This window comes from Stenotrophomonas sp. CFBP 13724 (genome assembly GCF_014841975.1).
Classification (GTDB): Bacteria; Pseudomonadota; Gammaproteobacteria; order Xanthomonadales; family Xanthomonadaceae; genus Stenotrophomonas; species Stenotrophomonas lacuserhaii.
Window position 1 is genome coordinate 895,833 of sequence record NZ_JACYUW010000001.1, and the last position, 23,603, is coordinate 919,435.

Annotated in this window: 19 protein-coding genes and 1 tRNA gene; 13 read left to right on the forward strand and 7 right to left on the reverse strand. The window is 64.0% G+C overall.

What is annotated here, in order from left to right:
• Positions 1–8: 8 nt before the first annotated feature.
• From truB to IFT63_RS03895, 4 genes are all read left to right on the forward strand, one after another.
• Positions 9–917, forward strand: a complete 909-nt coding sequence (truB, locus tag IFT63_RS03880) for a tRNA pseudouridine(55) synthase TruB (protein ID WP_192083293.1) — start codon at positions 9–11, stop codon at positions 915–917.
• A 171-nt stretch (positions 918–1,088) separates the two neighbouring features.
• Entirely contained in the window at positions 1,089–1,349 is a 261-nt protein-coding gene (gene rpsO, locus IFT63_RS03885; RefSeq protein ID WP_192083294.1) for a 30S ribosomal protein S15, read from the forward strand.
• 151 nt (positions 1,350–1,500) lie between these two features.
• The gene (gene pnp / locus IFT63_RS03890) at positions 1,501–3,609 is read left to right on the forward strand and encodes a polyribonucleotide nucleotidyltransferase (RefSeq protein ID WP_192083295.1); all 2,109 of its coding nucleotides are present in this window, start codon (positions 1,501–1,503) and stop codon (positions 3,607–3,609) included.
• 266 nt (positions 3,610–3,875) lie between these two features.
• Positions 3,876–5,306, forward strand: coding sequence for an insecticidal delta-endotoxin Cry8Ea1 family protein (locus tag IFT63_RS03895; protein WP_192083296.1), 1,431 nt, complete (start codon positions 3,876–3,878; stop codon positions 5,304–5,306).
• 72 nt (positions 5,307–5,378) lie between these two features.
• Here the strand turns inward: IFT63_RS03895 and IFT63_RS03900 are convergent, their stop codons facing one another.
• The 4 genes from IFT63_RS03900 to IFT63_RS03915 form a co-directional block, all read right to left on the reverse strand.
• A complete protein-coding gene (locus IFT63_RS03900; RefSeq protein WP_192083297.1) occupies positions 5,379–6,872 on the reverse strand; it encodes an insecticidal delta-endotoxin Cry8Ea1 family protein in 1,494 nt (497 codons plus the stop codon).
• Between the two features lie 198 nt (positions 6,873–7,070).
• A complete protein-coding gene (locus IFT63_RS03905) occupies positions 7,071–8,636 on the reverse strand; it encodes a PepSY-associated TM helix domain-containing protein (protein WP_192083298.1) in 1,566 nt (521 codons plus the stop codon).
• 10 nt (positions 8,637–8,646) lie between these two features.
• Positions 8,647–8,910 carry a hypothetical protein gene (locus tag IFT63_RS03910; protein ID WP_192083299.1) on the reverse strand — a complete coding sequence of 88 codons (264 nt, stop codon included), beginning with the start codon at positions 8,908–8,910 and terminating at the stop codon, positions 8,647–8,649.
• Complete coding sequence (locus IFT63_RS03915) at positions 8,910–9,224, reverse strand: hypothetical protein (RefSeq protein WP_042612992.1); 315 nt, start codon at positions 9,222–9,224, stop codon at positions 8,910–8,912. Before IFT63_RS03915 ends, IFT63_RS03910 begins: the two co-directional genes overlap by 1 nt.
• A gap of 387 nt (positions 9,225–9,611) precedes the next feature.
• Here IFT63_RS03915 and thrS point away from each other — a divergent pair, with 387 nt between their 5' ends.
• The 9 genes from thrS to IFT63_RS03960 all read left to right on the forward strand — a co-directional run bounded on the left by thrS (position 9,612) and on the right by IFT63_RS03960 (position 17,420).
• Entirely contained in the window at positions 9,612–11,513 is a 1,902-nt protein-coding gene (gene thrS / locus IFT63_RS03920) for a threonine--tRNA ligase (RefSeq protein WP_042612991.1), read from the forward strand.
• 63 nt (positions 11,514–11,576) lie between these two features.
• A complete protein-coding gene (gene infC / locus IFT63_RS03925) occupies positions 11,577–12,104 on the forward strand; it encodes a translation initiation factor IF-3 (protein WP_309689600.1) in 528 nt (175 codons plus the stop codon).
• Between the two features lie 288 nt (positions 12,105–12,392).
• A complete protein-coding gene (gene rpmI / locus IFT63_RS03930) occupies positions 12,393–12,590 on the forward strand; it encodes a 50S ribosomal protein L35 (RefSeq protein WP_002811096.1) in 198 nt (65 codons plus the stop codon).
• A gap of 11 nt (positions 12,591–12,601) precedes the next feature.
• Positions 12,602–12,961: a 50S ribosomal protein L20 gene (rplT, locus tag IFT63_RS03935; RefSeq protein ID WP_003484828.1), complete on the forward strand. Its 360-nt coding sequence runs from the start codon at positions 12,602–12,604 to the stop codon at positions 12,959–12,961.
• A 189-nt stretch (positions 12,962–13,150) separates the two neighbouring features.
• A complete protein-coding gene (locus tag IFT63_RS03940) occupies positions 13,151–14,146 on the forward strand; it encodes a phenylalanine--tRNA ligase subunit alpha (RefSeq protein WP_192083300.1) in 996 nt (331 codons plus the stop codon).
• Between the two features lie 82 nt (positions 14,147–14,228).
• Complete coding sequence (pheT, locus tag IFT63_RS03945) at positions 14,229–16,610, forward strand: phenylalanine--tRNA ligase subunit beta (protein WP_192083301.1); 2,382 nt, start codon at positions 14,229–14,231, stop codon at positions 16,608–16,610.
• 28 nt (positions 16,611–16,638) lie between these two features.
• Positions 16,639–16,938 (forward strand): integration host factor subunit alpha, encoded by a 300-nt coding sequence (locus IFT63_RS03950; protein WP_042612988.1) that lies wholly within the window; start codon positions 16,639–16,641, stop codon positions 16,936–16,938.
• Positions 16,919–17,275, forward strand: coding sequence for a MerR family transcriptional regulator (locus IFT63_RS03955; protein WP_042612987.1), 357 nt, complete (start codon positions 16,919–16,921; stop codon positions 17,273–17,275). The genes IFT63_RS03950 and IFT63_RS03955 overlap by 20 nt, the downstream gene beginning before the upstream one ends.
• Before the next feature lie 68 nt (positions 17,276–17,343).
• Positions 17,344–17,420: transfer RNA gene (locus IFT63_RS03960), tRNA-Pro, on the forward strand.
• Positions 17,421–18,395: 975 nt separating this feature from the next.
• Here IFT63_RS03960 and IFT63_RS03970 read toward each other — a convergent pair.
• The 3 genes from IFT63_RS03970 to IFT63_RS03980 form a co-directional block, all read right to left on the reverse strand.
• Positions 18,396–19,061: an SOS response-associated peptidase gene (locus IFT63_RS03970; protein ID WP_192083303.1), complete on the reverse strand. Its 666-nt coding sequence runs from the start codon at positions 19,059–19,061 to the stop codon at positions 18,396–18,398.
• Positions 19,062–20,653: 1,592 nt separating this feature from the next.
• A complete protein-coding gene (locus IFT63_RS03975; protein ID WP_192083304.1) occupies positions 20,654–20,941 on the reverse strand; it encodes a hypothetical protein in 288 nt (95 codons plus the stop codon).
• 610 nt (positions 20,942–21,551) lie between these two features.
• Positions 21,552–23,276, reverse strand: a complete 1,725-nt coding sequence (locus tag IFT63_RS03980) for a sensor domain-containing phosphodiesterase (RefSeq protein WP_197974212.1) — start codon at positions 23,274–23,276, stop codon at positions 21,552–21,554.
• Positions 23,277–23,603 lie beyond the last annotated feature (327 nt).

Here is a 23,603-nt window from a genome sequence, read left to right on the forward strand (position 1 = left end):
GAATATCCATGACACGTATCCAATTCCGTCGCCTGGACGGCATCCTGCTGCTCGACAAGTCCAGCGGCATGAGTTCCAACGCGGCCCTGCAGGTCGCCCGGCGCCTGTTCCGTGCCGAGAAGGGCGGCCACACCGGTAGCCTGGACCCGCTGGCCACCGGCCTGCTGCCGCTGTGCTTCGGCGAGGCCACCAAGATCGCCGGGCTGCTGCTCGGCTCGGCCAAGGCCTACGACGCGGAAGTCGTGCTCGGCCAGACCACCGATACCGATGATGCCGAAGGCCAGGTGCTGCTGCAGCGTCCGGTGCCGGAGATCAGTGCCGATGCCCTTCAGGCCGCGCTTGCGGCGCTGACCGGCCACATCCGTCAGCGCGCCCCGATCTATTCCGCGCTCAAGCAGGGTGGGGAGCCGCTGTATGTGAAGGCCCGCCGTGGCGATGCCATCGAGGCGCCCGAGCGGGATGTCGAAGTGCGCTCCATCGAGGTGCTGGAGCAGCAGCCGGACCGCCTGCGGCTGCGCGTCACCTGCGGCTCGGGCACCTATATCCGCAGCATCGCCCGCGACCTCGGTGAGGCGCTGGGGTGCGGGGCGCACATCAGTGCACTGCGCCGCTTGTGGGTGGAGCCGTTCGCCGAACCGGCGATGGTCACCCTCGAGCAGCTGCGCAGCATGGCCGATTCCGGTGATGAAACCGGCATGGACGCCCTGTTGTTGCCGCTTTCGGCCGGGCTGGTGGATTACCCCCGGGTTGACCTGGATGCACAGCAGGCGGTCCGCTTCTGCCTGGGGCAGCGCCAGCGCGATACCCGCTGGCCGCAAGGGCTGGTGGTGGTTTACGGCGCCGACGGCGGCGCCTGTGGCTTGGGGCAGGTCGATGAAACCGGCCTGCTGGCGTCCCAGCGGCGCTTCAATCCGTGACATCCCCCGGGGCCATTCAGCCCCGGACCTTGTTCCGGGAGGGCGCTCCCGTTACAATTTTGCGGCCCTTTCACGGGCACCCTGCGTCCTGCAGGATCATCATCAGCCTACGGCGAGCCAAGCGGTGCGTGAACACGTTCCTGCTGGCCCCGCATCAGAAGAGAAAAGAAAATGTCGATCGACACCCAGAAGGTTATTGAAGACAACAAGCGCAGCGCCTCCGACACCGGTTCCCCGGAAGTCCAGGTCGCCCTGCTGACCGCCCGCATCGAACTGCTGACCGGCCACTTCAAGACCCACAAGAAGGATCACCACAGCCGTCGTGGCCTGCTGCAGATGGTCAACCGCCGCCGCAGCCTGCTCGACTACCTGAAGAAGAAAGACGTGACCCGTTACAAGGGTCTGATCGAAAAGCTTGGCCTGCGTCGCTAAGCAACGAATCCTCCGCGGCGCAGCGATGCGCCGCGGTTTTGTTTTGTAGCACCGTAATACCCATCGCATTCAGACCGGAACGACCGGTCACCCGCAGGCGGCACGGGTCGCCGACGGTCCATTCGCAGACAGCATCCCAAGGACACCCTCCGTGGCAAAAATCACCAAAACCTTCCAGTACGGCAAACACACCGTCACGCTTGAGACCGGCGAAATCGCCCGCCAGGCCGGCGGTGCCGTCATCGTCAAGTTCGACGATACCGTGCTGCTGGTCTCCGCCGTTGCCGCAAAGAGCGCGCGTGAGGGCCAGGACTTCTTCCCCCTGACCTGTGACTATCAGGAGAAGTTCTACGCCGGTGGCCGTATCCCGGGTGGCTTCTTCAAGCGTGAAGGCCGTGCGACCGAGAAAGAGACGCTGATTTCGCGCCTGATCGATCGTCCGATCCGTCCGCTGTTCCCCGAAGACTACAAGAACGAAGTGCAGATCATCGCCACGGTGATGTCGCTGAACCCGGACATCGACGGCGACATCGCCGCGCTGATCGGTGCCTCGGCCGCGCTGTCGCTGGCCGGCACCCCGTTCAAGGGGCCGATCGCCGCTGCCAAGGTCGGTTACAAGAACGGTGAGTACATCCTCAACCCGACCGTGACCGAACTGAAGGATTCGGAGCTGGAACTGGTTGTCGCCGGTACCGCCAATGCCGTGCTGATGGTCGAATCCGAAGCCGCCCTGCTGTCCGAAGAGGTGATGCTGGGCGCCGTGACCTTCGGTCACCGCGAGATGCAGAAGGTCATCAACGCGATCAACGAGCTGACCGTGGAAGCCGGCACCAAGCCGTCGACCTGGGTCGCCCCGGTCAAGAACGACGTGCTGATCAGCGCCCTGCAGGAAGCCATCGGCCCGCGCCTGGGCGAAGCCTTCCAGGTGCGCGACAAGCTGCAGCGCCGCGACGCCATTTCGGCGATCAAGAAGGACGTGGTCGAGTCGCTGGCGGGCCGCGTGGCCGCTGAAGGCTGGAACCCGGCTGAGCTGTCGAAGGAATTCGGCGAGCTGGAATACAGCACCATGCGCAACTCGGTGCTGGACACCAAGGTCCGCATCGACGGCCGTGCGCTGGACACCGTCCGCCCGATCGCCGTGAAGACCGGCATCCTGCCGCGTACCCATGGCTCCTCGCTGTTCACCCGCGGTGAAACGCAGGCCATCGTGACCATTACGCTGGGCACCGCCCGCGACGGTCAGGTGATCGACGCGGTGTCCGGTGAGTACAAGGACAACTTCCTGTTCCATTACAACTTCCCCCCCTACTCGGTGGGTGAGACCGGCCGCATGATGGGCCCGAAGCGTCGCGAAATCGGCCACGGCCGCCTTGCCAAGCGCGGCGTCCTCGCCGTGATGCCGTCGCTGGAAGCCTTCCCGTACACCATCCGCGTGGTGTCGGAAATCACCGAATCCAACGGCTCCTCGTCGATGGCCTCGGTGTGCGGTTCCTCGCTGGCCCTGATGGACGCCGGCGTGCCGGTCAAGTCGCCGGTGGCCGGTATCGCCATGGGTCTGGTCAAGGAAGGCGAGCGCTTCGTCGTCCTGTCCGACATCCTGGGTGACGAAGATCACCTGGGCGACATGGACTTCAAGGTGGCCGGTACCGCTGAGGGCATCTCCGCCCTGCAGATGGACATCAAGATCGAAGGCATCACCGAAGAGATCATGAAGCAGGCACTGCAGCAGGCCAAGGCCGGCCGTCTGCACATCCTGGGCGAGATGGCCCACGGCCTGACCGCGCCGCGCCAGGAGCTGTCGGACTACGCGCCGCGCCTGCTGACCATCAAGATCCACCCGGACAAGATCCGCGAAGTGATCGGCAAGGGCGGTTCCACCATCCAGGCCATCACCAAGGAAACCGGCACCCAGATCGACATCCAGGATGACGGCACCATCATCATCGCTTCGGTCAATGCCATCGCTGCGCAGGCTGCCAAGGCCCGTATCGAGCAGATCACCTCGGACGTGGAGCCGGGTCGCATCTACGAAGGCAAGGTCGCCAAGATCATGGACTTCGGTGCCTTCGTCACGATCCTGCCGGGCAAAGATGGCCTGGTGCACGTGTCGCAGATCTCCAGCGACCGCGTCGAGAAGGTCGGCGACGTGCTGAAGGAAGGCGATGTGGTCAAGGTCAAGGTGCTGGAAGTCGACAAGCAGGGCCGTATCCGCCTGTCGATGAAGGCCGTCGAAGAAGGCGAGGGTGTGTCTGCCGAGTAATCGGTGGTGGGTGACGACCGTTGGTCGTCACGCTCTTCGCTTGAACGAGAAAGCGGGCTTCGGCCCGCTTTTTCTTTGCCCGTCGTCCGGCCAATCACTCGCTGGTGATGCCTGTATCGACACAGCGCGCTGCGTCAGGGCCGCGACGAAGGAGGGGACTGCGGCGGGATGGGACGCGCCGGACAGCAGTTTCTTGGTCGAGGCGACGAATGCTGTGATCGCCTGAAAAACTGCGCCTACCGACCACCCTCCGGAAACGTAGCATCATGAAACGCAGCCCTGTGAAAGACGCCGCCACGCTGGCATTGCCATTGATTGATGACCTTGGCAGGCGGCGCATGCTGCAGCTTGCCATTGCCGGTACCTTGAGCGGCCTGCTGCCCCCCTTCCCGGTATCTGCCGGAAGCTTCCACGCCGAACCTGTGCCGGCGCATTTCATGCCTGTCCTGCCGTTGGTATCGGAGGGGCTCGCCAGTGGATTGCGCAACGTACTGCTTGCCGCCCTCAATCTGATTCCCGTCACGGGAGGCTTCCTGTCGTTCATCGGCGCGCTGTTCATACCGGGCGTGGGCAAATCCGCTGAACAGTTGTGGCGGGAATATGTAGACCGGGCTATCTCGGACGCGTTGTTCAGGCTCGTACAGAGCGACCTTGAAGGTCTCTCGGCCGTTGCTGAACTCTACCGGCAGACTGTCGATTCCGGTGACCTCAACGCGATGGGTGTGCAGAGCATCGCTGCCAACACGAGTTTCGTGACCGCCATGCCGAGCTTCCGGCTGCCACGCGAAGAAATCGCCCTGTTGCCGCTGTATACCGTTGCCGCGACGATGCACCTCGCACTGTTGCGTGACATGGCCTTGAAGGCTGATAACCTGGGCTTCGACCCGGCATTCCGCAGGAGCATCGAAACGCAGCTATCCAGATGCATAAAGGAGTACACACGATACGTCGACACGCAGGTTGCCGCCGCATTGGCAAAAGCAAAAGCGGACAACCCCAATCGGGGCACGCCGCAGACGCGCAACCAACCTTTTGCCGCCATGCTGGGTGCGAAGGCCGCGCTGCAGGTAGCGGTGATCGACATCCGGGATACCTGGTATGCGTTCGATGCTGTGAAGTACCCGGCCCGGGTACGCGTACGGTTGGACAGGGAGATCATGTACCTGGCCGGATGGTGGGACAGCCACTCCAAAGCGCCGGAGAATATTCCGCAATACCCGCTCCCCAGCAGCACCATCCGCAGCATTGAATTCTGGGAGCATGAGTTCGCGAGGCTTCTCTATCTCGCTGGTGTCTCGCTTGATTACGCGGACGGGACTCGGCTTCGCACGGGTGAGATAGCGGGAAAGCGCACCACCATCGATCTTCCAACGAGTGGCTACATCAATCGCGTCAGCATCCATTACGGGTCCGCTGTCGAGCGTGTCGAGCTCGGGTTGGGGCGCAATCGCCAATGGCGTACCGTGGGGACACGTCGTACCCAGACCGCTCCGGCGATCGTCGCGCCGGCCGACCATCGGCTTTCCTCGATGCGAAGCGCAGGTGGCGCCCGCTGGACGGATGGCAGGGACGATTGCGGCTACATCATCGGCTTCCAGCTTGTGGACCAGGTTGCCCAGCCAATGCCTCTGGAACTGTTCGACCGGATTGCGCCGAACATCGCTCCACGGCTGTTGGACTGGGTCGTGGGGGAGTGAGGAGGTGGGGCTCCACGGCCCGCGCTGCCTTCAGCGCATGCACTCGGCCGTGGAAGCCCCCGCTTCGCCGCTTCAGAAGTTTGAAGGCAGCTCGGTGCCCGCGATCCGCTGCGAAGATGATGCTTGCATCGCCAGCCATTGCATGACCTGCGGCGGTAGATCCGGTGAGAGCTGCATGAGAAGGTCTGTAGAATCCGGCGCGGCCTCCTTGTCCAGCAACTGGAATCCCGCAACGAAGCCGCTGACGGCGCCCTCGCCACTGTTTACGCCTTTTCCGATGCTGCGCAGCGAGGACAGGCGATGACCCCGGGGGGCGAAGGCGGTGATGACACGCTGGGACTCATAGGGATCAGGGCCCACCTGATGCAGTCGGTTGTCCGGGTGTGTACGCAGCTTCATTCCGCCGATGGCTGACCCGGAGTGCCCAGCGACGTTTGTCGCATAACGATCGGACATATCCAGAAGGGTTCGGGTGCCTGACATCTCTCCCGTAGTGAGCTCGGTGGAGTCCGCGTAGGTGACCTTGAAGCCGTACATCCACTCCGTCCGCCATTGTGTCCTGACCCAGAACTCGACGGACCGGATGTCCGGGGGAGCAAACCTCCACGATTTCGGAATGCCCTGCGGCGGTTTCGAGTCCCTTTCCCACCAGCCGATGATCGGACTGAATACCTGGCGGTCCAGAACGATGCGTGCGCCGTTGGGATACTTGCGGGCATCGAATGCCTTCCATGTGCTGAAGACGTCGATGACATCCAAGCTCATCTGCTTGTGGAGGGAAAGCACCGCAGTCAAGGGTTGGTTCCTGCCAGCGGGATCATTCGAATGCGGATTATCGTCAATCGCCTTGGCGACAGCCTTCTTCATGGGTTCAACAAGGTAATCGCCATAGCGCTTGATGCGCTGGGTGAGGTCTTCTTTCACCGACTCCACATTGTCATCGGACAGGCCTATCTCTTTGCCAGTGAGCGCCATGTCCCTCAGGAGCGTCATCTCAAGGGTGGCGGCGAGCGTAAAGTAGGGAAGCAAGGCAATCTCGTGCCCGCTCATCTGGAACTGCGGCAAGCGCTGGGCGAACACGGTGCGTGCCGCGATGCTCTGCGTCTTGATGGTGTCCTTGTCTCCGTCGCGTACCGCATCACGGTAGAGCCGGGCGACGTCGCTGAGCCCAGCCATGTCCGCCTTCACCAGGTTGATTACCGCTTCTTCGATTTTTGCATCTGTGTAGCGCTGCCATAGGGTTTCGGGCTTCTCCCCGGCGGTAGGAATGAAGAAGTCCCCAAGGGCGGCGAAGAATCCGCCCACCACCGGCGAGGTCTTGGCAAGGCTGGCAAGCAGAAGCGCTCTGATCGTGTCGATGGTAGGTGCACCGGCCGCAGGGTTGGCCACTGAACGCGATAGTGGCTGCCCCATCAGGTCCACAAGGCCGGGAAAGGCGTTTGCCGGCGAGGCAAGCAGGCAACCCAGGCCCGCTGCGGAGGATGCCTGGAGGAATCTCCGGCGCTTGATGTCATCAGCTGGCAACGGGCCCTGGTGGCATACGGGAGTAAACATGCGGCGTTTCATGGACGACATCCTGTGGCGGAAGAAGGGGTGCGCTTGCGCCATTCCAGTCTTCCTTGCGCTACTGGCCCGCGACAGCGGACAAGACCGCCGCCGCATAGGGTCCTTTGCGTATGCTGGCGTCAGATTCCCGCCCGTTCGATCAAGCGGGCAAACGCATCATCGGCGGCGCGTTGTCGCCTTGCTGATCCGGGGCGATGCTCACTGTGGATCGGCCCAGACACTGTTCGGATCACCATCCCGCGCGCGGCGTGCGGTGGCACGCGCCAGCACCGCGAAACCGGCCGCCATGGCCAGCGCCACCGCATCCACCCAGAACAGCGCCCAGTGGCCATGGCCCGCGCTGGTCCACCACCACCATCCACTGAGTGCGCCATGCGCCAGCGGTACCAGCGCGGTTGCCACGGCAGCCGCCCACAGCAGTTCGCGCGCGGCCTGCGCCGGGCGTCGCAGCGCGGCCCACAGCGCGCACGCACCCCAGGCCAGGAAACATACCCAGCGGATACCGGCATCCACCGCATGCGGCGCCACGCGCTCCAGTATCTGCGCCGCGACGAAGGCGGCCGAGATCGCCACCACCAGTCCAATGCAGACGCCGACCGTGGCGCGCGCCATGTTGACCTGCGCGCGGCCTTGCTCGACCTGCCGCCGCTTGCGCCGTGATTCGATCCACAACAGGTTGCCGGAGTAGAACAGGAAGGCGCCGCCCAGGCCCAGCAGGAAATACAGCCAAGCCACCACGCCATTGCCGAATTCGCCGAAGTGCAGGGCATAGGCCGCGCTCAGGGTGGCATGGTTGGCATCGCGGCGGCCCGGCAACTGGCTGGCCAGCAGGCGCCCGCTGGCGACGTCGAAGGCGACCGCGCCGGCCGGGCCGAGCGTGCCTTCGGATTCGCCGGTGATCTCGATGGTGGCCGCGGCGTCGCCGGCGTTGGCCAGCTTCAGGTAGGCCGGTTCGAAGCCCTGCACGCCCTGATCGCGGGCCACCTGCAGCGAACGCGCATGCAGGTCGGCCAGGTTGACCGCCTCGCCGGCGGTGCCGCTGGCTGCCCGGACCGGCGCGGTATCCATCGCCGACGGTACCGCCTGCATCAGCCTGCCGTTGTAGATCAGTGGATTGAGCAGGGCCATCTGCAGGAAGACCAGGCACAGCAGTGCCCCGGTGACGGCGAACATCAGGTGGAAGGGCAGGCTGAGCACGCCGATGATGTTGTGCGCGTCCTGCCAGAACTGTTTCAGGTTGCGGCCCGGGCGCAGCGCGAACAGGTCGCCGGCCAGCTTGGGCAGGTGGATCACCAGCCCGCTGAGCAGCGCCACGCCGTACAGCAGGCTGACGATGCCCATCAGGTAGATGCCGGCCACTGGCAAGCCCAGCGTGTAATGCAGTTCGTTGACCAGCTCGGCCAGACCGGTCTGTGGTGGGGTGACACTGCCGTCGTAGTGGTCCAGCCAGGCGTACTGCCAGATTCCCTTGGCGTCCTGCCAGTAGGCGATCGGCTGCGGATGGTCGCCGCCGGGGAAGGTCATGCCCATGTGCGCACGTGCGGCCGGATGGCGTTCCAGCACGCCATCCAGCAGGCGTTGCGCGTCGGCCAGGGTGGCGGCGGGCTGGTCCACCGATGCCGGGGTCTGCCACATCGGGATGTCGTGGTGGAACACGGTCAGCGCGCCGGCGTAGAAGGCCACGAACAACGCGAAGCCGGCCACCAGGCCGACCCAGGTATGCAGCGTGGTGAAGGTGCGCAGGGTCTGCGAGCTGAACTTCATTGGATCATTCTCATTGCACTGCGCCGGACAGGCGCAACAGCCACAACAGGAGGAAGCCAGCGGTGGCACAGGCGCCCATCACGCTCCATGCGCGCGCTCCGCTGCGGAAGCTGAAGGCCCACATCGCCGCCAGCATCCACAGCGGGATGAAGGTGATCAGGCTGGGCACCAGCGCGGAGGCCCAAGGGCCAGGCGGCAGCCACGCCACCAGCCCTGTGATCGCGGCGGCCACGAACAGGCCTGCGATGAGGCCGGCAAAGGCGCGCGGCCACATCAGCGCGGCTTCCTGGCCGGCAGCGCGGCCGGGCGGTGCCAGGCCGCGAGGGCAGGTAGCAGCATGGCGGCGGCCATCCATACGCACAGGGCAATCACCAACCCCGCGCCGACGCCCAGGTCAGCCATCCACAGCCACAGGCCAGCAACGGCGGCCACGGTGCCTATCTCCCGGCCCAGCCGGCCGGCGCGATGAAGTCGTGGCCAGCGGCAGTGAGGCGAAGCGGCATAGAACGCCAGTGCGGACAGTGCGGTGGCCAGCATCGCCAGCGAGCAGAAGCCCAGCGAGGACAATCCGATGGTGGGTACCTGCATCAGCGTGGGATTCCCGCCAGGTACAACGAGGGACGACGATCAGGAAGCGGGGTCATCGGGGATCCGGAGGGTAGAAGGTGCAGCGACGCACGCGTATGGTAATCATTGACTTTTGCGTGATCCAGTGTCCGCTATTCAGGCGACTGCGGCCGACGCGCTTGGGCTTTGTGCCGCGCTGGTTTAAGATCGACCACAACCAACCCACTGGATGCAGGTGGCCCGCGCCAAGCGCCGGCCGAGCGTGTGACATGAGCACTACCATCGCCCACTGCTGACCTGCACCCGAAGGCTCCCATCCAGGCGCCCTCGCGGCGCTTTTTTATTGCCCGGGCCTTGCCCGGATCCGCATACCAGCCCGCCGCGCGGGCACAGCAAGAAGCCATTTCGATGATCACGATTACTCTTCCCGACGGCAGCCGCCGCGAATTCGAACATCCCGTCAGCGTCATGGAGGTGGCCCAATCGATCGGCGCCGGCCTGGCAAAGGCCACCATCGCCGGTTCGGTCGATGGCGTGCTGGTCGATGCCAGCGACGTGATCGCCAAGGACGCGACACTGCGCATCATCACCGCCAAGGACGAGGAGGGCGTGGAGATCATCCGCCATTCCAGCGCGCACCTGGTCGGTCATGCAGTCAAGCAGCTGTATCCGGATGCCAAGATGGTGATCGGTCCGGTCATCGCCGAAGGGTTCTATTACGACATCCAGTCCGAGCGTCCGTTCACCCCGGATGACCTGGCCGCGATCGAAAAGCGCATGGGCGAGCTGATCTCGCAGGACTACGACGTGGTCAAGAAGGTGACCCCGCGTGCTGAAGTCGTGGAAATTTTCAAGGCGCGCGGCGAGGACTACAAGCTGCGCCTGATCGAAGACATGTCCGAAGACATCCAGGCGATGGGCATGTACTACCACCAGGAATACGTGGACATGTGCCGCGGCCCGCACGTGCCCAACACGCGCTTCCTGAAGGCCTTCAAGCTGACCCGCATTTCCGGTGCGTACTGGCGCGGTGATGCGCAGAACGAGCAGCTGCAGCGCATCTACGGTACCGCCTGGGCCGACAAGAAGCAGCTCGATGCGTACATCAAGCGCATCGAAGAAGCAGAAATGCGCGATCACCGCCGCATCGGCAAGCAGCAGGACCTGTTCCACCTGCAGGAAGAGGCGCCGGGCCTGGTGTTCTGGCACCCCAAGGGCTGGGCACTGTGGCAGGTGGTCGAGCAGTACATGCGCCGCGTCTACCGCAACAGCGGCTACGGCGAAGTGCGCTGCCCGCAGATCCTCGACGTGTCGCTGTGGAAGCAGTCCGGCCACTGGGACAACTACAAGGAGAACATGTTCTTCACCGAATCGGAGAAGCGCACCTATGCGGTCAAGCCGATGAACTGCCCGGGCCACATCCAGGTGTTCAACCAGGGCCTGCACAGCTACCGCGACCTCCCGATCCGCTACGGTGAATTCGGTTCATGCCATCGCAACGAGCCGTCCGGCGCGCTGCACGGCATCCTGCGCGTGCGTGGCTTCACCCAGGACGACGGCCATGTGTTCTGCACCGAATCGCAGATCGAAGACGAAGTGACCGCGTTCCACCAGCAGGCGCTGGCGGTGTACCAGCACTTCGGCTTCGAGGACATCCAGATCAAGATCGCGCTGCGTCCGGAATCGCGCCTGGGCGACGACGCAACGTGGGACAAGGCCGAGGGCGCGCTGCGCTCGGCGCTGTCCAGCTGCGGGGTGGAATGGCAGGAACTGCCGGGCGAGGGTGCCTTCTACGGCCCGAAGATCGAGTACCACCTGAAGGACGCCATCGGCCGTACCTGGCAGCTGGGCACCATGCAGGTCGATTTCATGATGCCCGGCCGCCTTGGCGCCGAGTACGTGGATGAGAACAGCCAGAAGAAGCACCCGGTCATGCTGCACCGGGCGATCGTCGGTTCGATGGAGCGCTTCATCGGCATCCTGATCGAGCACCATGCCGGCCAGTTCCCGGCCTGGCTGGCGCCGACCCAGGTGGTGGTGGCCAACATTACCGATGCCCAGGCTGAATACGTGAGCGAGGTTCGCAAATCCCTTGCGGATCAAGGCTTCCGGGTAGTCGCCGATTTGCGTAATGAGAAGATCGGTTATAAGATTCGCGAGCACACGCTTCAGCGCGTGCCGTACCTGCTGGTCATTGGTGACCGCGAAAAGGAAAACGGCGCCGTGGCGGTGCGTACGCGTTCCGGCGAGGACCTGGGCAGCATGAGTCTCCAGGCCTTCATTGAACGGCTGCAGGCCGAGGGCGCGTAATCAAAGGTCCGGTCCGTGTGCAATGGCGCGCGGACCGGTTCGATACCCCTGGGAGATTGCAATATCAGTACCCCTGACAATAAACAGAATCGAAAGAATCAGGAAATCCGCGTGCCGCGCGTACGCGTGATCGGCAGCGATGGCGAAATGATCGGCGTGCTGACGCGCGACGAAGCCTTGGCCATGGCCGAGGAAGAAGGCCTGGACCTGGTTGAAATCCAGCCGCAGGCCGATCCGCCGGTGTGCAAGGTGATGGACTTCGGCAAGTTCAAGTTCGAAGCCCAGAAGAAAGCCAGCGAAGCCAAGAAGAAGAGCAAGCAGGTCGAGATCAAGGAAGTGAAGTTCCGTCCGGTCACGGACGAGGGCGACTACCAGATCAAGCTGCGCAAGATGCGCGGTTTCCTCGAAGAGGGCGACAAGATCAAGGTCAACATCCGCTTCCGTGGGCGCGAAATGAGCCACCAGGAACTGGGTCGCGAGATGGCCAACCGGATCGAGACCGATCTGGGCGAGGACATCGTGATCGAATCCCGTCCGCGCCTGGAAGGCCGCCAGATGGTGATGATGATTGCTCCGAAGAAGAAGACATAAGGCGTGACGGGCTGCCCTTTGCGGGCGCCTGGCGGCTGAATGCAACGGGAGGAGGGCGCCGCTGGCGCCTTTCTGCTTTTCCGGGCGCGGTCCGCGCTCGCCGAGCATGGCTCGGCGCTACCGTTGCAGGGTCAGGGGGGCGTTGCCCGAGGCCCGTTTCCCCTGTATGATTGCCGGCTCGACCCATCAGGAGGGGTCGTACGCGGATCATGGCAGGACGGAAAGAGTGGCCCAGGCCACCGCCAGATCAGTCAGAAACCAGGGTCAAATCCCATCAAGGACATAGCAATGCCCAAGATCAAGACCAACCGGGCGGCGGCCAAGCGTTTCCGCAAGACCGCCTCGGGCAAGTACAAGTGCGGCCACGCCAACCGTAGCCACATCCTCACGAAGAAAGCGACCAAGCGTAAGCGTAACCTGCGTCAGACGAATCACGTCCGCGCAGAAGACGCCGGCCGTCTGGACCGCATGCTCCCTTACCTCTGAGGAATTAACACATGGCACGAGTAAAGCGTGGCGTACAGGCGCGTCGCCGCCACAAGAAAATCCTGACTCTGGCGAAGGGCTACTACAATGCCCGTCGCAAGGTCTTCCGCGTTGCCAAGCAGGCCGTCATCAAGGCCCAGCAGTACGCGTACATCGGTCGTAAGCAGAAGAAGCGTAATTTCCGCTCGCTGTGGATCACCCGTATCAATGCCGCGGCCCGCATCAATGGCCTGAGCTACAGCCGTTTCATGAACGGCCTGCTGAAGGCTGGCATCACCCTGGACCGCAAGGTGCTGGCAGACATCGCCGTGCACGACGCGGCCGGTTTTGCCGCGCTGGCTGAAAAGGCCAAGGGCGCTCTGGCGGCATAAGTCCTCCTCGGTCGTTGCCGTTGACGCAACGCCCGCAGGTAAGGCAATGCATGGGGAAGGGCGCAAGTCCTTCCCCATTCTTTTTTGTGCGGTGGCCAGCGCAATGCGCGGCGGCCGGACAGCGGTGGCGACGGGGGTCGGCCCTTCGCGCATCGCGAGGGCATATCCGACCCGAGGTTCCGGCACCCCATGAGTGACATCCAATCCCTGACCGCCCAGGCACTGGCCGATGTGGCTGCCGCCCAGAGCCCCGATGCGCTGGAACAGCTGCGCGTGGCCCTGCTGGGCAAGAGTGGCAGCATCACCTCGCAGCTGAAGCAGCTTGGCGCCTTGCCGGTCGACGAGCGCAAGGCCGCCGGCGAAGCGATCAACCGCGCGCGTGACACGCTGACCACGGCGCTGGCCGAGCGCAAGGCCGTTCTGGAAGACGCCGCGCTGGATGCGCGCCTGTCCGCTGAAGCCATCGACATCACCCTGCCGGGTCGTCGCGGTGGCCGGGGTGGGCTGCACCCGGTGACCCGCACGCTGGAGCGCATCACCGAGATCTTCGGCCGCCTGGGCTACGAGTTGTCCGAAGGCCCGGAAATCGAAGATGACTGGCACAACTTCGAAGCGCTGAACTTCCCGCCGCACCATCCGGCGCGCGCGATGCACGACACCTTCTACTTCGGCGATGGCCGCCTGCTGCGCACGCATACCTCCGGTGTGCAGGTCCGCTACATGGGGGAGCACGCGCCGCCGCTGCGCATGATCGCCGCCGGCAAGGTCTACCGCAGCGACAGCGACCAGACCCATTCGCCGATGTTCCACCAGGTCGAAGGCCTGCTGGTGGACGAGCGCTCCAACTTCGCCGATCTCAAGGGCACGCTGTCCGAGTTCGTGCGTGCGTTCTTCGAGCGCGATTTCGAGATGCGTTTCCGTCCCAGCTACTTCCCCTTCGTTGAACCAGGTGCGGAAGTGGACATCGCCTGGCAGCAGCCCGATGGCAGCACGCGCTGGCTGGAAGTGCTGGGCTGCGGCATGGTGCATCCGAACGTGCTCCGCAGCGTCGGCATCGATCCGGAACGCTACACCGGCTTTGCCTTCGGCCTGGGCGTGGAGCGGTTCGCGATGCTGCGTTATGGCGTCAACGACCTGCGCGCGTTCTTCGAGAACGACGTGCGCTTCCTGAAGCAGTTCGCGTAACGGCTGTCCGTAGCGCCGAGCCATGCTCGGCGGCACATCATCAAGGTCCAGGCGCATGCGCCGGACCCACCAGGGTGACACCATGAAATTCTCCGAAAACTGGCTCCGCAGCCACGTCCCCACCACCGCCTCGCGCGATGAGCTCAGCGCCGTGCTGACCGCCATCGGGCTGGAAGTGGAAGAGGTCGACGCGCTCGGCGGTGGCCTGGACCACGTCGTCGTTGCGCGCATCGTGGAGGCCGTGCGCCACCCGGAAGCCGACCGCCTGCAGATCTGCCAGGTCGATGCCGGTCGCGGCGAACTGCTGCAGATCGTCTGCGGCGCGCCGAACGCGCGCCCGGGCCTGGTCGCGCCGTTGGCGATGGTCGGTGCACAGATCGGCGCGTTGAAGATCAGCGCGGCCAGGCTGCGCGGCGTGGATTCCAACGGCATGCTGTGTTCGGCCAAGGAGCTGGGCCTGGATTCCGATGCGTCCGGCCTGTTCGAACTGCCCGATGACGCACCGGTGGGGCAGGGGCTGGTCGAGTATCTCGGCCTGCCCGACAGCAGCATCGAGATCAAGCTGACCCCCAATCGCGCCGACTGCTTCAGCGTGCGCGGCATCGCCTTCGACGTGGCCGCTGCCACCCGCAGCGAGGTGGTGCCGTTCGCCGCCGATGCGGTGCCGGCCACCGGCTCGCGTGAGCTGGCGATCGAACTCAATGCCGGCGCCGAAGCGCCGCGTTACCTGGGCCGGGTCATCGAAGGCGTCAACGCCGCTGCCAGGACCCCGCTGTGGATGGCCGAGCGCCTGCGCCGGAGCGGCGTGCGCCCGGTGTCGCTGCTGGTGGACATCACCCAATACGTGATGCTCGACCTTGGCCAGCCGATGCATGCCTATGACCTCGGCACGCTGAGCGGCCCGATCGGCGTGCGCCGTTCGCGCGCGGGCGAAGCCCTGAAGCTGCTGGATGGCCGCGACGCCGCGCTGGACGACAGCTTCCTGGTGGTCACCGATGCGGACCGTCCGGTCGGCCTAGCCGGCCTGATGGGCGGCCTCGACACCCGCGTGACGGACGCCACCACCGATGTCTTCCTGGAAGCGGCGCACTTCGCGCCTGCGGCGATCATGGGCCGCGGCCGCAAGCTGGGGCTGCACACCGATGCCGGCCATCGCTTCGAACGGGGCGTGGACCCGGCGCTGCCGCGAGCGGCCATCGAGCACGCCACCGCGCTGGTGCTGGAACTGGCTGGCGGCACCGCTTCTCCGGTGACCGAATCGCTGCGCGCAGACGACCTGCCGTCGCCGGCGCCGATCATGCTGCGCCGCGCACGCATCACCCGCGTGCTGGGCATCACCATCGAAGACGCCGAAGTGGAGCGCATCCTGCGCGCGCTGGGCATGGACGTGGCGGCAGCGGGCGAGGGCTGGCAGGTCACCGCGCCCAGCCGTCGTTTCGACATCGCCATCGAAGAAGACCTGATCGAAGAACTGGCCCGTATCCACGGCTACGAGCAGATCCCGACCACGCTGCCGGGCGGCGCCGCGCGCGTGGCGATGCCCAGCGAAACCCGCCTGGAAGAGCTCAGCGTGCGGCGCCAGCTGCTGGCGCGCGAGCTGCAGGAAACCATCAACTTCGCCTTCGTCGATGCGCAGCTGCTGCAGCAGTGGCAGCTGGTTGACAACCTGGTGTCGCTGGCCAACCCGCTGTCGGCCGAACTGGCGGTGATGCGTCCGGCGCTGCTGCCGGGCCTGGTCGCCACGCTGGGCCGCAACGTGGCCCGCCAGGCCGGCCGGGTGCGCCTGTTCGAGATCGGCCGCGCGTTCGCCGCGCAGGCTGGGGAAGGCGCGCCGGCGCCGCTGGAAACCCAGCGCGTGGCCGCCGTGGTATGTGGTGATGCCGACGCCGAGCAGTGGGGCCTGGCCGCACGCAAGGTCGACTTCCACGACCTGAAGGGCGACCTGGAAGCATTGGCCGCCGCCAGTGGCGCCGAGCTGACCTTCAAGCCCTCGGCCCAGCCTTACGGGCATCCGGCGCGTTCGGCCGATGTGTATCGCGGCGAGGTGCGCCTGGGCTGGATCGGGCAGATCCACCCGCGCCTGGCCAAGGCGATGGACATCGATGTGGACGTCTACGCTCTGGAGCTGGAACTGGCGCCGTTGGCCGCCCGTGAACTGCCGCGTGCCAGCGATCTGTCGCGATTCCCGGCGGTGCGTCGCGACCTGGCCGTGCTGGCCCCCGACGCGGTCGCCTGGACCGATCTGGCAGCCACTGTCCGGCTGGCCGCCGGGCCGCTGCTGCGCGAGCTGAACCTGTTCGACCGCTACGTTGGGCAGGGGGTCGAGCCGGGCTTCAAGAGTCTCGCTATGGGCTTGATTTTGCAGGACAAGTCGCGCACTCTGACGGACCGCGACGTGGACGCGGTGGTGACCGAGGTGGTCGCTGCCATCGAGCGTGAACACCACGCCCGGATCCGCGGTTGAGCGGGCAGCACCCAGGGGTATGCAGGCGATGGCACTGACCAAGGCTGAAATGGCCGAAAAACTATTCGACGAAGTGGGCTTGAACAAGCGTGAGGCCAAGGAATTCGTCGATGCGTTCTTCGATGTGCTGCGTGAAGCGTTGCAACATGGACGTCAGGTAAAGCTGTCCGGCTTTGGCAACTTCGACCTGCGGCGCAAGAACCAGCGCCCGGGTCGCAACCCGAAGACCGGTGAGGAAATTCCGATTTCCGCCCGCACGGTGGTCACCTTCCGTCCGGGCCAGAAGCTCAAGGAAAGGGTGGAAGCGTATGCTGGATCCGGGCAGTAACAGAGAGCTTCCGCCGATACCGGCCAAGCGCTACTTCACCATCGGTGAGGTCAGTGAGCTGTGCGACGTCAAGCCGCACGTGCTGCGCTACTGGGAGACCGAGTTTCCCAGCCTGGAGCCGGCCAAGCGCCGCGGCAACCGTCGCTATTACCAGCGCCATGACGTGCTGATGATCCGGCAGATCCGCAGCCTGCTGTACGAACAGGGCTATACGATCGGCGGGGCGCGGTTGCGGCTGGATGGCGCCGATGCGCGTGGCGAAGCCGCGCTCAGCCAGCAGATCATCAAGCAGGTCCGCGTGGAACTGGAAGAAGTGCTGCAACTGCTTCGCCGCTGATTCTTTTTTCGCGTTGATCCGCTATACTTCACGGCCCGCTTCAACGGCGGGGCAACATCGCAGATATTCGGGGCGTAGCGCAGCCTGGTAGCGCATCTGCCTGGGGGGCAGAGGGTCGTCGGTTCGAATCCGGCCGTCCCGACCAATTTGTGATGTTAGAACAAAGGCTTGCACTTCGCGGTGCGAGCCTTTTTTCGTTTTACACCCTATTTCCACCCTATTCCCACCCTATAAGGATGTGCGTTGGTAGCGCGTTCCCCCTGCCAGCTGAGACACTTTGTGTCGAAGTGGTTGCTATCGAATGCAGGTGATAACCTGTGGCCCGTTAGGCGCCACGATGGCTTGGAGAAACAGGATGCAGCGTGCCCAGGCAAGGACGAAGCGCCAGCACATTGTTGGCAAGAGCCGAAGTGTTAGCTCCGAGCCGCATTGCCACGAACGACCTACGCCGGCGACATACGCGCGCTTTCTTCGCGGCGACGTATCGACCAACAAGGACTTCACCTTCGTCAGCCTCTTCTCTGGGCAGGGATAGGAGACTATGGCCTGAAGCTCGCCGGCGGGCGTTGTTTGGGCGCATGCGAAATTGACCCTCATCGTAGAGCCGTGCACGAGGCAAACATCGCCGCCGAAAGACTTTGGGGGGACATTCGGGAAGATGCTCCCGCGATTGCGGCGCATTTCGCAAGCTCTGCAGTAGACCTGGTCATGCTGACGCCTCCTTGCCAAAGCTTTAGTACAGCTAATGCGCGAAGGGGTAACCGGGAGTTGCCGGATGATGCCGACAAAGATCATCGAAATGGTCTATTTTTCGTTGGATTGGATGTTGTCAAAGCTATCCGGCCTAAGGTGGTCGTCTTCGAGAACGTGCCGAACTTCCTCGAGCGTTTAGTGCGCGATCCAAGTTCCGGAAAGGTCGGCAAGATCCAGGATTTGATAGAGCTGCATCTCGAGGATTACGTCGGGATCACATTGGTCACCTGTTTTTCAAAGCCGTGTCCTCCCCGCTCGAGGTCGGCTCCACCTACCGTTTTGAGGCGGTCAAGGTCGAAGAACCAGACGCCGGGGCACAGGCGCCAGCTGATCCGGTCGAAGATGCTGCGTAAGGGCCTGGCAATGCCTACGCAACGGCCGCGAGCAAATCCGGCACGTTGTTCCTGGGCGAGTTCACGGCACGGCTGACGCGGTGGGCTTCCATCGCCGGAGGCTCGCTGATCAGAAGCATCGCCATGGCATCATCGGGCTCGGCGGCCATCCAGTCGTCCACCTGCCCGGGCTGAAGCCACACCGGCATGCGGTCGTGGACGTCGGCCGAGACGCCGCTGCTGTCGCCGGTGATGATGGTGAAGGTGCCGAGGTTCCCCTCGGCTAGCAGTGGGCTGGTGTCTTCCCACAGGCCGGCCGCCAGCAGCGGTCCGGCGGCATGGATGAACCACGGATCCTTCTTCCCTTCCTTGTGGTTGACGGGCCATTCGTAGTAGCCCGCCATCGGCACCACGCAGCGGCGCTTCTTGAAGGCAGTGCGGAACGCTGGCTTCGTGGCCACGGTTTCGATCCGCGCGTTGATCGTCGATCCCTGCAGGCCCTTGGGCTTGGCCCAGAAGGGCAGGCGGCCCCATGCCAGCCGGGTGACCTGCCTCCCCGTGCCGCAGTCGAGGATGACCGACGCGCGCTGGGTCGGCGCCCGGTTGTAGCTGGGCGGCAGCTCGAGCAGGTCCTGCGCCAAGTCGGGCAGGCCGAGCTGGTCAGGCTTGAAGATGGGGGTCTGGACGAATCGGCCGCACATGGACGCACATACTCCCCGGTGCCCCCTCTGACCTTCGCGCGTCGTGCACCTTGGCAACCGGGACGGCCAAGGACTACACCAGCGGACTGCGTTCCCCGGTGGGCTTGCCTGCCGCGGTGCTTAGACTCAATAGAACCGCATTGTTCCAGTCTTAAGAAAGCCATAGCACTTCGGCACAGAATGCACTCGATTAATGAAGGAGCTTGAGGCCTGCCGCACTGAGCCGAGATATCGGCATAACGATGACTGTCTGGCACCCGCCAGGTAAGGGAGAGGTGTAAAGTGCAGCTTTCGCCAATCCGTATGCCGTCCAGCCGCTGTAAACGGGCCCGCCACTATCACCCGCAGCACAAGCGAGGCTCGGGCCATCTATTCGCATCCAGTTGCCCGACGGGCAGGTTTCTGTCACCGCGTTGTCGCACCTTCCAGGAAAGATGTATTCATTGGTCGTGACCGTACCGCAGCTCCGTCCCGTGGCTTGACCCATGTGGCATGCCGCCCGACCTATCTCTGGCGTGCTATTCGAACTTTGAATTACCCCGCCGCAACTATAACGCGAAGTGCAATATGTACCAACGACCGGATGCCCAGAGGGGAAGGTATGCCACTGAAAGTCATTTTCTGCGCCCCAGTGTTCTGAAACCAATTCAACCGGCGCAACCACAGCTGGCAGAGTTTCGTTTGCGGCCGGATAGCTCATGTAAACCAAATCGTTAGGACAGTGCCCTGCCGTTACGACCCCTCTTACATCTGTTTCAGCGTGCTTCACTGCAAAGCCTACCGTGCAATACTGAGCAGCCCCGCCCATTAGTTGCCTACCCCCACCTACCTGCGGCAGCGCGGCCGATGACATCGACTGAATCGGCACCCTTCGCGCATGATGTTCATCTTGTTCTTCTAGTCCCTGTATGTGCTCGAGCCCAGGCCGGTCAAATCTAAGCTCCACCTCAGCGTCCAACAAGCGGCGGAGCGCGCCCGCCTCAGAGAGTGCTGACTTCGATCGTTGCTCAGGCATACCTACGTCCAGGATTACATTTCCGCTTTTCTCATCCACCCAGCCTCCCCTTAGTGTTGGAATTTGCTCAACAAGCTTAGGCATAGCCCGTCTGAGACGGGAAGTCAGGTCTTTGATCGTGGCTGGTGCACCAGTGCGGAACGTTACCATGACGGGGCCAGCGGGCGTCTGTATAAGACGATTCGGTACGGGCTCCGTACCCGTCAGTCTGATAATGACCCCATGGTCGGGATAGGGCTGCCAATAAAGTCCAGCAAGCCTTTCGGCATAAGATCTTCTCAACGCGCCTACCTCCGAACTCGCCATCTCCTCACGCTCCAAGCTAGAGATTGCGTCATTCATGCTCGCGCCCGTCCGGGTTCTATAATCGGCAACCTCTTCAGGTGTGACGATGTAGGGCTCGTCAGCCTCGATCGCTTCAGCGCCTGAACTGCCAGAAGCGCCAAACAAGAAGAGACTAAGGATCGCAACCGTTTTCCTTCTCATTTAAATCTCTCATCCTTGGTTTCTCATAGCCTAAGCGGCACAGGTTAAGACGTGGTGAGACGGGGTAGAACCCGTCGAGCTGTTCCGTGTCCTAGCTGCCGTGCCGATCCGCTGCGCCCTGGATCTCTTCACTCATCACCGCCAGGGCCTGCTGAAAGGCGGAGTGGTAGATCGGTGTGCCCCCCTTCACGCTGGCTTGTTGGTCGGCCACCTCCGGCAGCACGTGTGCCCATAGGGTCGCCAGAGCGACCGGGTCCTGGTGCTCGGCAATCACCGCGTGCAAGCCGTACTCCAAGGCCTTGATATAGCCACGTGCGGTCTGGAGTTCGAATTCCCATGTCGCTAAGCGTTCGCGGGTCTGGTCTGTGGGCTGGGTCATGCGTGGCGTCTCTGGAACGCCGGTGCGGTGATTCAACAGCCTCAGTCAGCTGCCGTTGCCTGCGTATCGGTTCATGCGACGACGCCGCATCACCATAGCTGTATGGCAAATACGAACATCAGCAAAGCACGCTGGGCGCGCGCACGCAGTGCCTCGCTCGAAGAACAGGCCAGGCTGTTGGAGCGGGAGAGGGACGGAGGGTGGGAGGCACGTGCGCGGAGGCGCAGAAGCGCTGATCGCCTGCGGACCGAGGCAGCGAAGATGAGGCAGATAGCCGTTCGTTTTGACCCCGCTGGCGCCTGCGCAGTGTCACCCTATGAGACTGTAACTATCTGATCCACATGGGCTTGGAAGGGTATGTTTGGCGCCGCCGCCGGAGGTCGGTTTTCCCATCCAATCATCCGCTTAGCCCGATCAGGGCTGCTGCCTTGGGGGCAGAGGGTCGTCGGTTCGAATCCGGCCGTCCCGACCACTGTGGTGAAGAAGAGGCTCGTGCATCAATGCGCGGGCCTTTTTCGTTTCGTTGGTAGCGCGAGCCATGCTCGGCGAGCGCAGCGGCAGGCCGAGAGCGTGACGACCAACGGTCGTCACCCACCGAAGGCGGCCGTCATTACCGGGCCATCATCGACGCCAGTTCGTGCGCCGCCAGGGGTTCGGCGAACAGGTACCCCTGCAGCTGGTCACAGCCCAGTTCGGTCAGCACCTGCCGCTGCTCCAGGCTTTCCACGCCTTCGGCCACGGTGGTGTAGCCCAGGCCCTTGGCCAGCTCGATGATGGCCTTCGCCTTCAGCCGTGCGCCCGGGTCATCGCCCAGATGGTCCACCAGTGATTTGTCCATCTTGATGGTGGAAATCGGCAGCCGCGAGAGATAGCCGAAGTTGCTGTAACCGCTGCCGAAGTCATCGATCGCCACGCGTACGCCCACTCCGGCCAGGCGCGCCAGCTGGTCACCGGCGACGGTATTGGCACGCAGCCATTCGCCCTCGGTGATCTCGATTTCCAGCAGGGTCGGGGGCAGGTCACGCGCGGCCAGCTTCTGCAGCAGGCGCTCGGCCATGCCGTCGGTGGACAGATCGGACGCGGCCAGGTTGATCGACATGCCCAACGAAAGGCCGTCGCGCTGCCACGCCGCCAGCTGATCCAGCGCCGCGTCCACCACCCAGTCGCTGACCGCCGGCATCAGCGCAGTGCGTTCGAACACCGGAATGAACTCGCCCGGCCCGACGGGACCCAGCCGTGGATGGTTCCAGCGGATCAGCGCCTCGGCCGACACCACCGCGCCGGTCAGCGTGTCCACGCGCGGCTGGAACAGCAGGTAGAACTCTTCGCGGCGCAGGCCGCGTTCGGCATCGGCGGCCAGCCGGTAACCACGCCGAAGCAGTTCGTCGCGGCGCTCGGAGTACCAGCAGAAATCGCGGCGGCTGCTGATCGCCGCCTGCACGCCCACCAGCAGCTTGCGCAGCACGTCATTACTGCTGTCGGTGGTGGGATCGAAGGCGCAGATGCCGGCATGGAACTGCGGCGACATCGGCACCGCGGCGGCCATCACCGGGCGGATCACGCGCTGCTTCAATTCCAGCAGCAGCGCCTCCACGTCGTCGGGCGTGGGCAGGTCGATCAGGAACGCAAAACGGCTCACGCCGACGTGATAGACATCGGTGATGTCTTCGAGCGCCACGCGCAGGCGTACGCCGGAGCGATGCAGCATCGCTTCCAGTGGGGGCATCCCGAGCGCTTGGCCGGCTTCGTCCAGGCGCGGCACGTCCAGCACGTCCAGCATGACGGCGTACATCATTCCGGCGGTGGCGCGCGCTACCAGCCCGTCATAGTCGATATGGAACTGATGGCGGTTGGACAGGCCGCTGACCGGATCCTGGCGGCCGGACAGGCGCCGCAGTTCCAGCTGGCTCATCGCCATGGCGGCCAGCGTTTTCAGGTGCTGGCGTTCGTCTTCGCCGAGCTCGCGCGGTTCGGCGCCCATGACGCAGATGGCGCCGATTGCCACGCCGTTCTTGGCGATCAACGGCGCGCCTGCATAGAAGCGAAGATGCGGTGGACCGCAGACCAGGCCGTTTTCCGCGAATCGCGGATCGGCGCGCAGGTCGCTGACCACCATCACGTCAGGTGAGGTGATGGTATAGGAGCAGACAGAGGAACGGATGTCGGTTCCGCTGATCTCCAGCCCGACCCGTGAGATGAAGCGCTGATTATCCACGCCGACGATGGAGACGAAGGCGACCGGTGCGTTGAATGCGAAGGCCGCCAGCTGCGTGATGCGGTCCAATGACGCTCCCGCTGCCGCATCCAGCACCTGGAGGGCGCCTACGGCGGTCATCCTTTCCTGGACTTTCAATTCCTCTGACAGCTGCGGCATGGGAAGAGGTGCTCGGCGCACTCACGCGCTGGTAACGAATGACAGGATGCGCCCGACCGCATCAACGTGGTGTCCACGACCTGCACCGTCGCGCATTCAGCGAAAAGTCGCAGGTCGTGGGAGCAGGCGACCCGTAAACGCCATAGCCCGAAGGTGTAACGGTGTTTCACGTCATCCTCAGGTAAGGTACTTGCCTCGGCATCCCTGCCTACTACGCCATGGCGCGTCGTCGGCGGCTGCCGGATCCAATGCCCCTGCCGTGGGCTCAACCTGAGGGCCGTTTTCCCC

Excerpts from the sequence above, each read along its gene's own strand:
- truB (WP_192083293.1), top strand. The coding sequence starts at position 9 with ATGACACGTATCCAATTCCGTCGCCTGGACGGCATCCTGCTGCTCGAC.
- rpsO (WP_192083294.1), top strand. The coding sequence starts at position 1,089 with ATGTCGATCGACACCCAGAAGGTTATTGAAGACAACAAGCGCAGCGCC.
- IFT63_RS03895 (WP_192083296.1), top strand. The coding sequence starts at position 3,876 with ATGAAACGCAGCCCTGTGAAAGACGCCGCCACGCTGGCATTGCCATTG.
- IFT63_RS03900 (WP_192083297.1), bottom strand. The coding sequence starts at position 6,872 with ATGAAACGCCGCATGTTTACTCCCGTATGCCACCAGGGCCCGTTGCCA.
- IFT63_RS03905 (WP_192083298.1), bottom strand. The coding sequence starts at position 8,636 with ATGAAGTTCAGCTCGCAGACCCTGCGCACCTTCACCACGCTGCATACC.
- IFT63_RS03910 (WP_192083299.1), bottom strand. The coding sequence starts at position 8,910 with ATGTGGCCGCGCGCCTTTGCCGGCCTCATCGCAGGCCTGTTCGTGGCC.
- IFT63_RS03915 (WP_042612992.1), bottom strand. The coding sequence starts at position 9,224 with ATGCAGGTACCCACCATCGGATTGTCCTCGCTGGGCTTCTGCTCGCTG.
- thrS (WP_042612991.1), top strand. The coding sequence starts at position 9,612 with ATGATCACGATTACTCTTCCCGACGGCAGCCGCCGCGAATTCGAACAT.
- rpmI (WP_002811096.1), top strand. The coding sequence starts at position 12,393 with ATGCCCAAGATCAAGACCAACCGGGCGGCGGCCAAGCGTTTCCGCAAG.
- rplT (WP_003484828.1), top strand. The coding sequence starts at position 12,602 with ATGGCACGAGTAAAGCGTGGCGTACAGGCGCGTCGCCGCCACAAGAAA.
- IFT63_RS03940 (WP_192083300.1), top strand. The coding sequence starts at position 13,151 with ATGAGTGACATCCAATCCCTGACCGCCCAGGCACTGGCCGATGTGGCT.
- pheT (WP_192083301.1), top strand. The coding sequence starts at position 14,229 with ATGAAATTCTCCGAAAACTGGCTCCGCAGCCACGTCCCCACCACCGCC.
- IFT63_RS03950 (WP_042612988.1), top strand. The coding sequence starts at position 16,639 with ATGGCACTGACCAAGGCTGAAATGGCCGAAAAACTATTCGACGAAGTG.
- IFT63_RS03955 (WP_042612987.1), top strand. The coding sequence starts at position 16,919 with ATGCTGGATCCGGGCAGTAACAGAGAGCTTCCGCCGATACCGGCCAAG.
- IFT63_RS03970 (WP_192083303.1), bottom strand. The coding sequence starts at position 19,061 with ATGTGCGGCCGATTCGTCCAGACCCCCATCTTCAAGCCTGACCAGCTC.
- IFT63_RS03975 (WP_192083304.1), bottom strand. The coding sequence starts at position 20,941 with ATGACCCAGCCCACAGACCAGACCCGCGAACGCTTAGCGACATGGGAA.
- IFT63_RS03980 (WP_197974212.1), bottom strand. The coding sequence starts at position 23,276 with ATGACCGCCGTAGGCGCCCTCCAGGTGCTGGATGCGGCAGCGGGAGCG.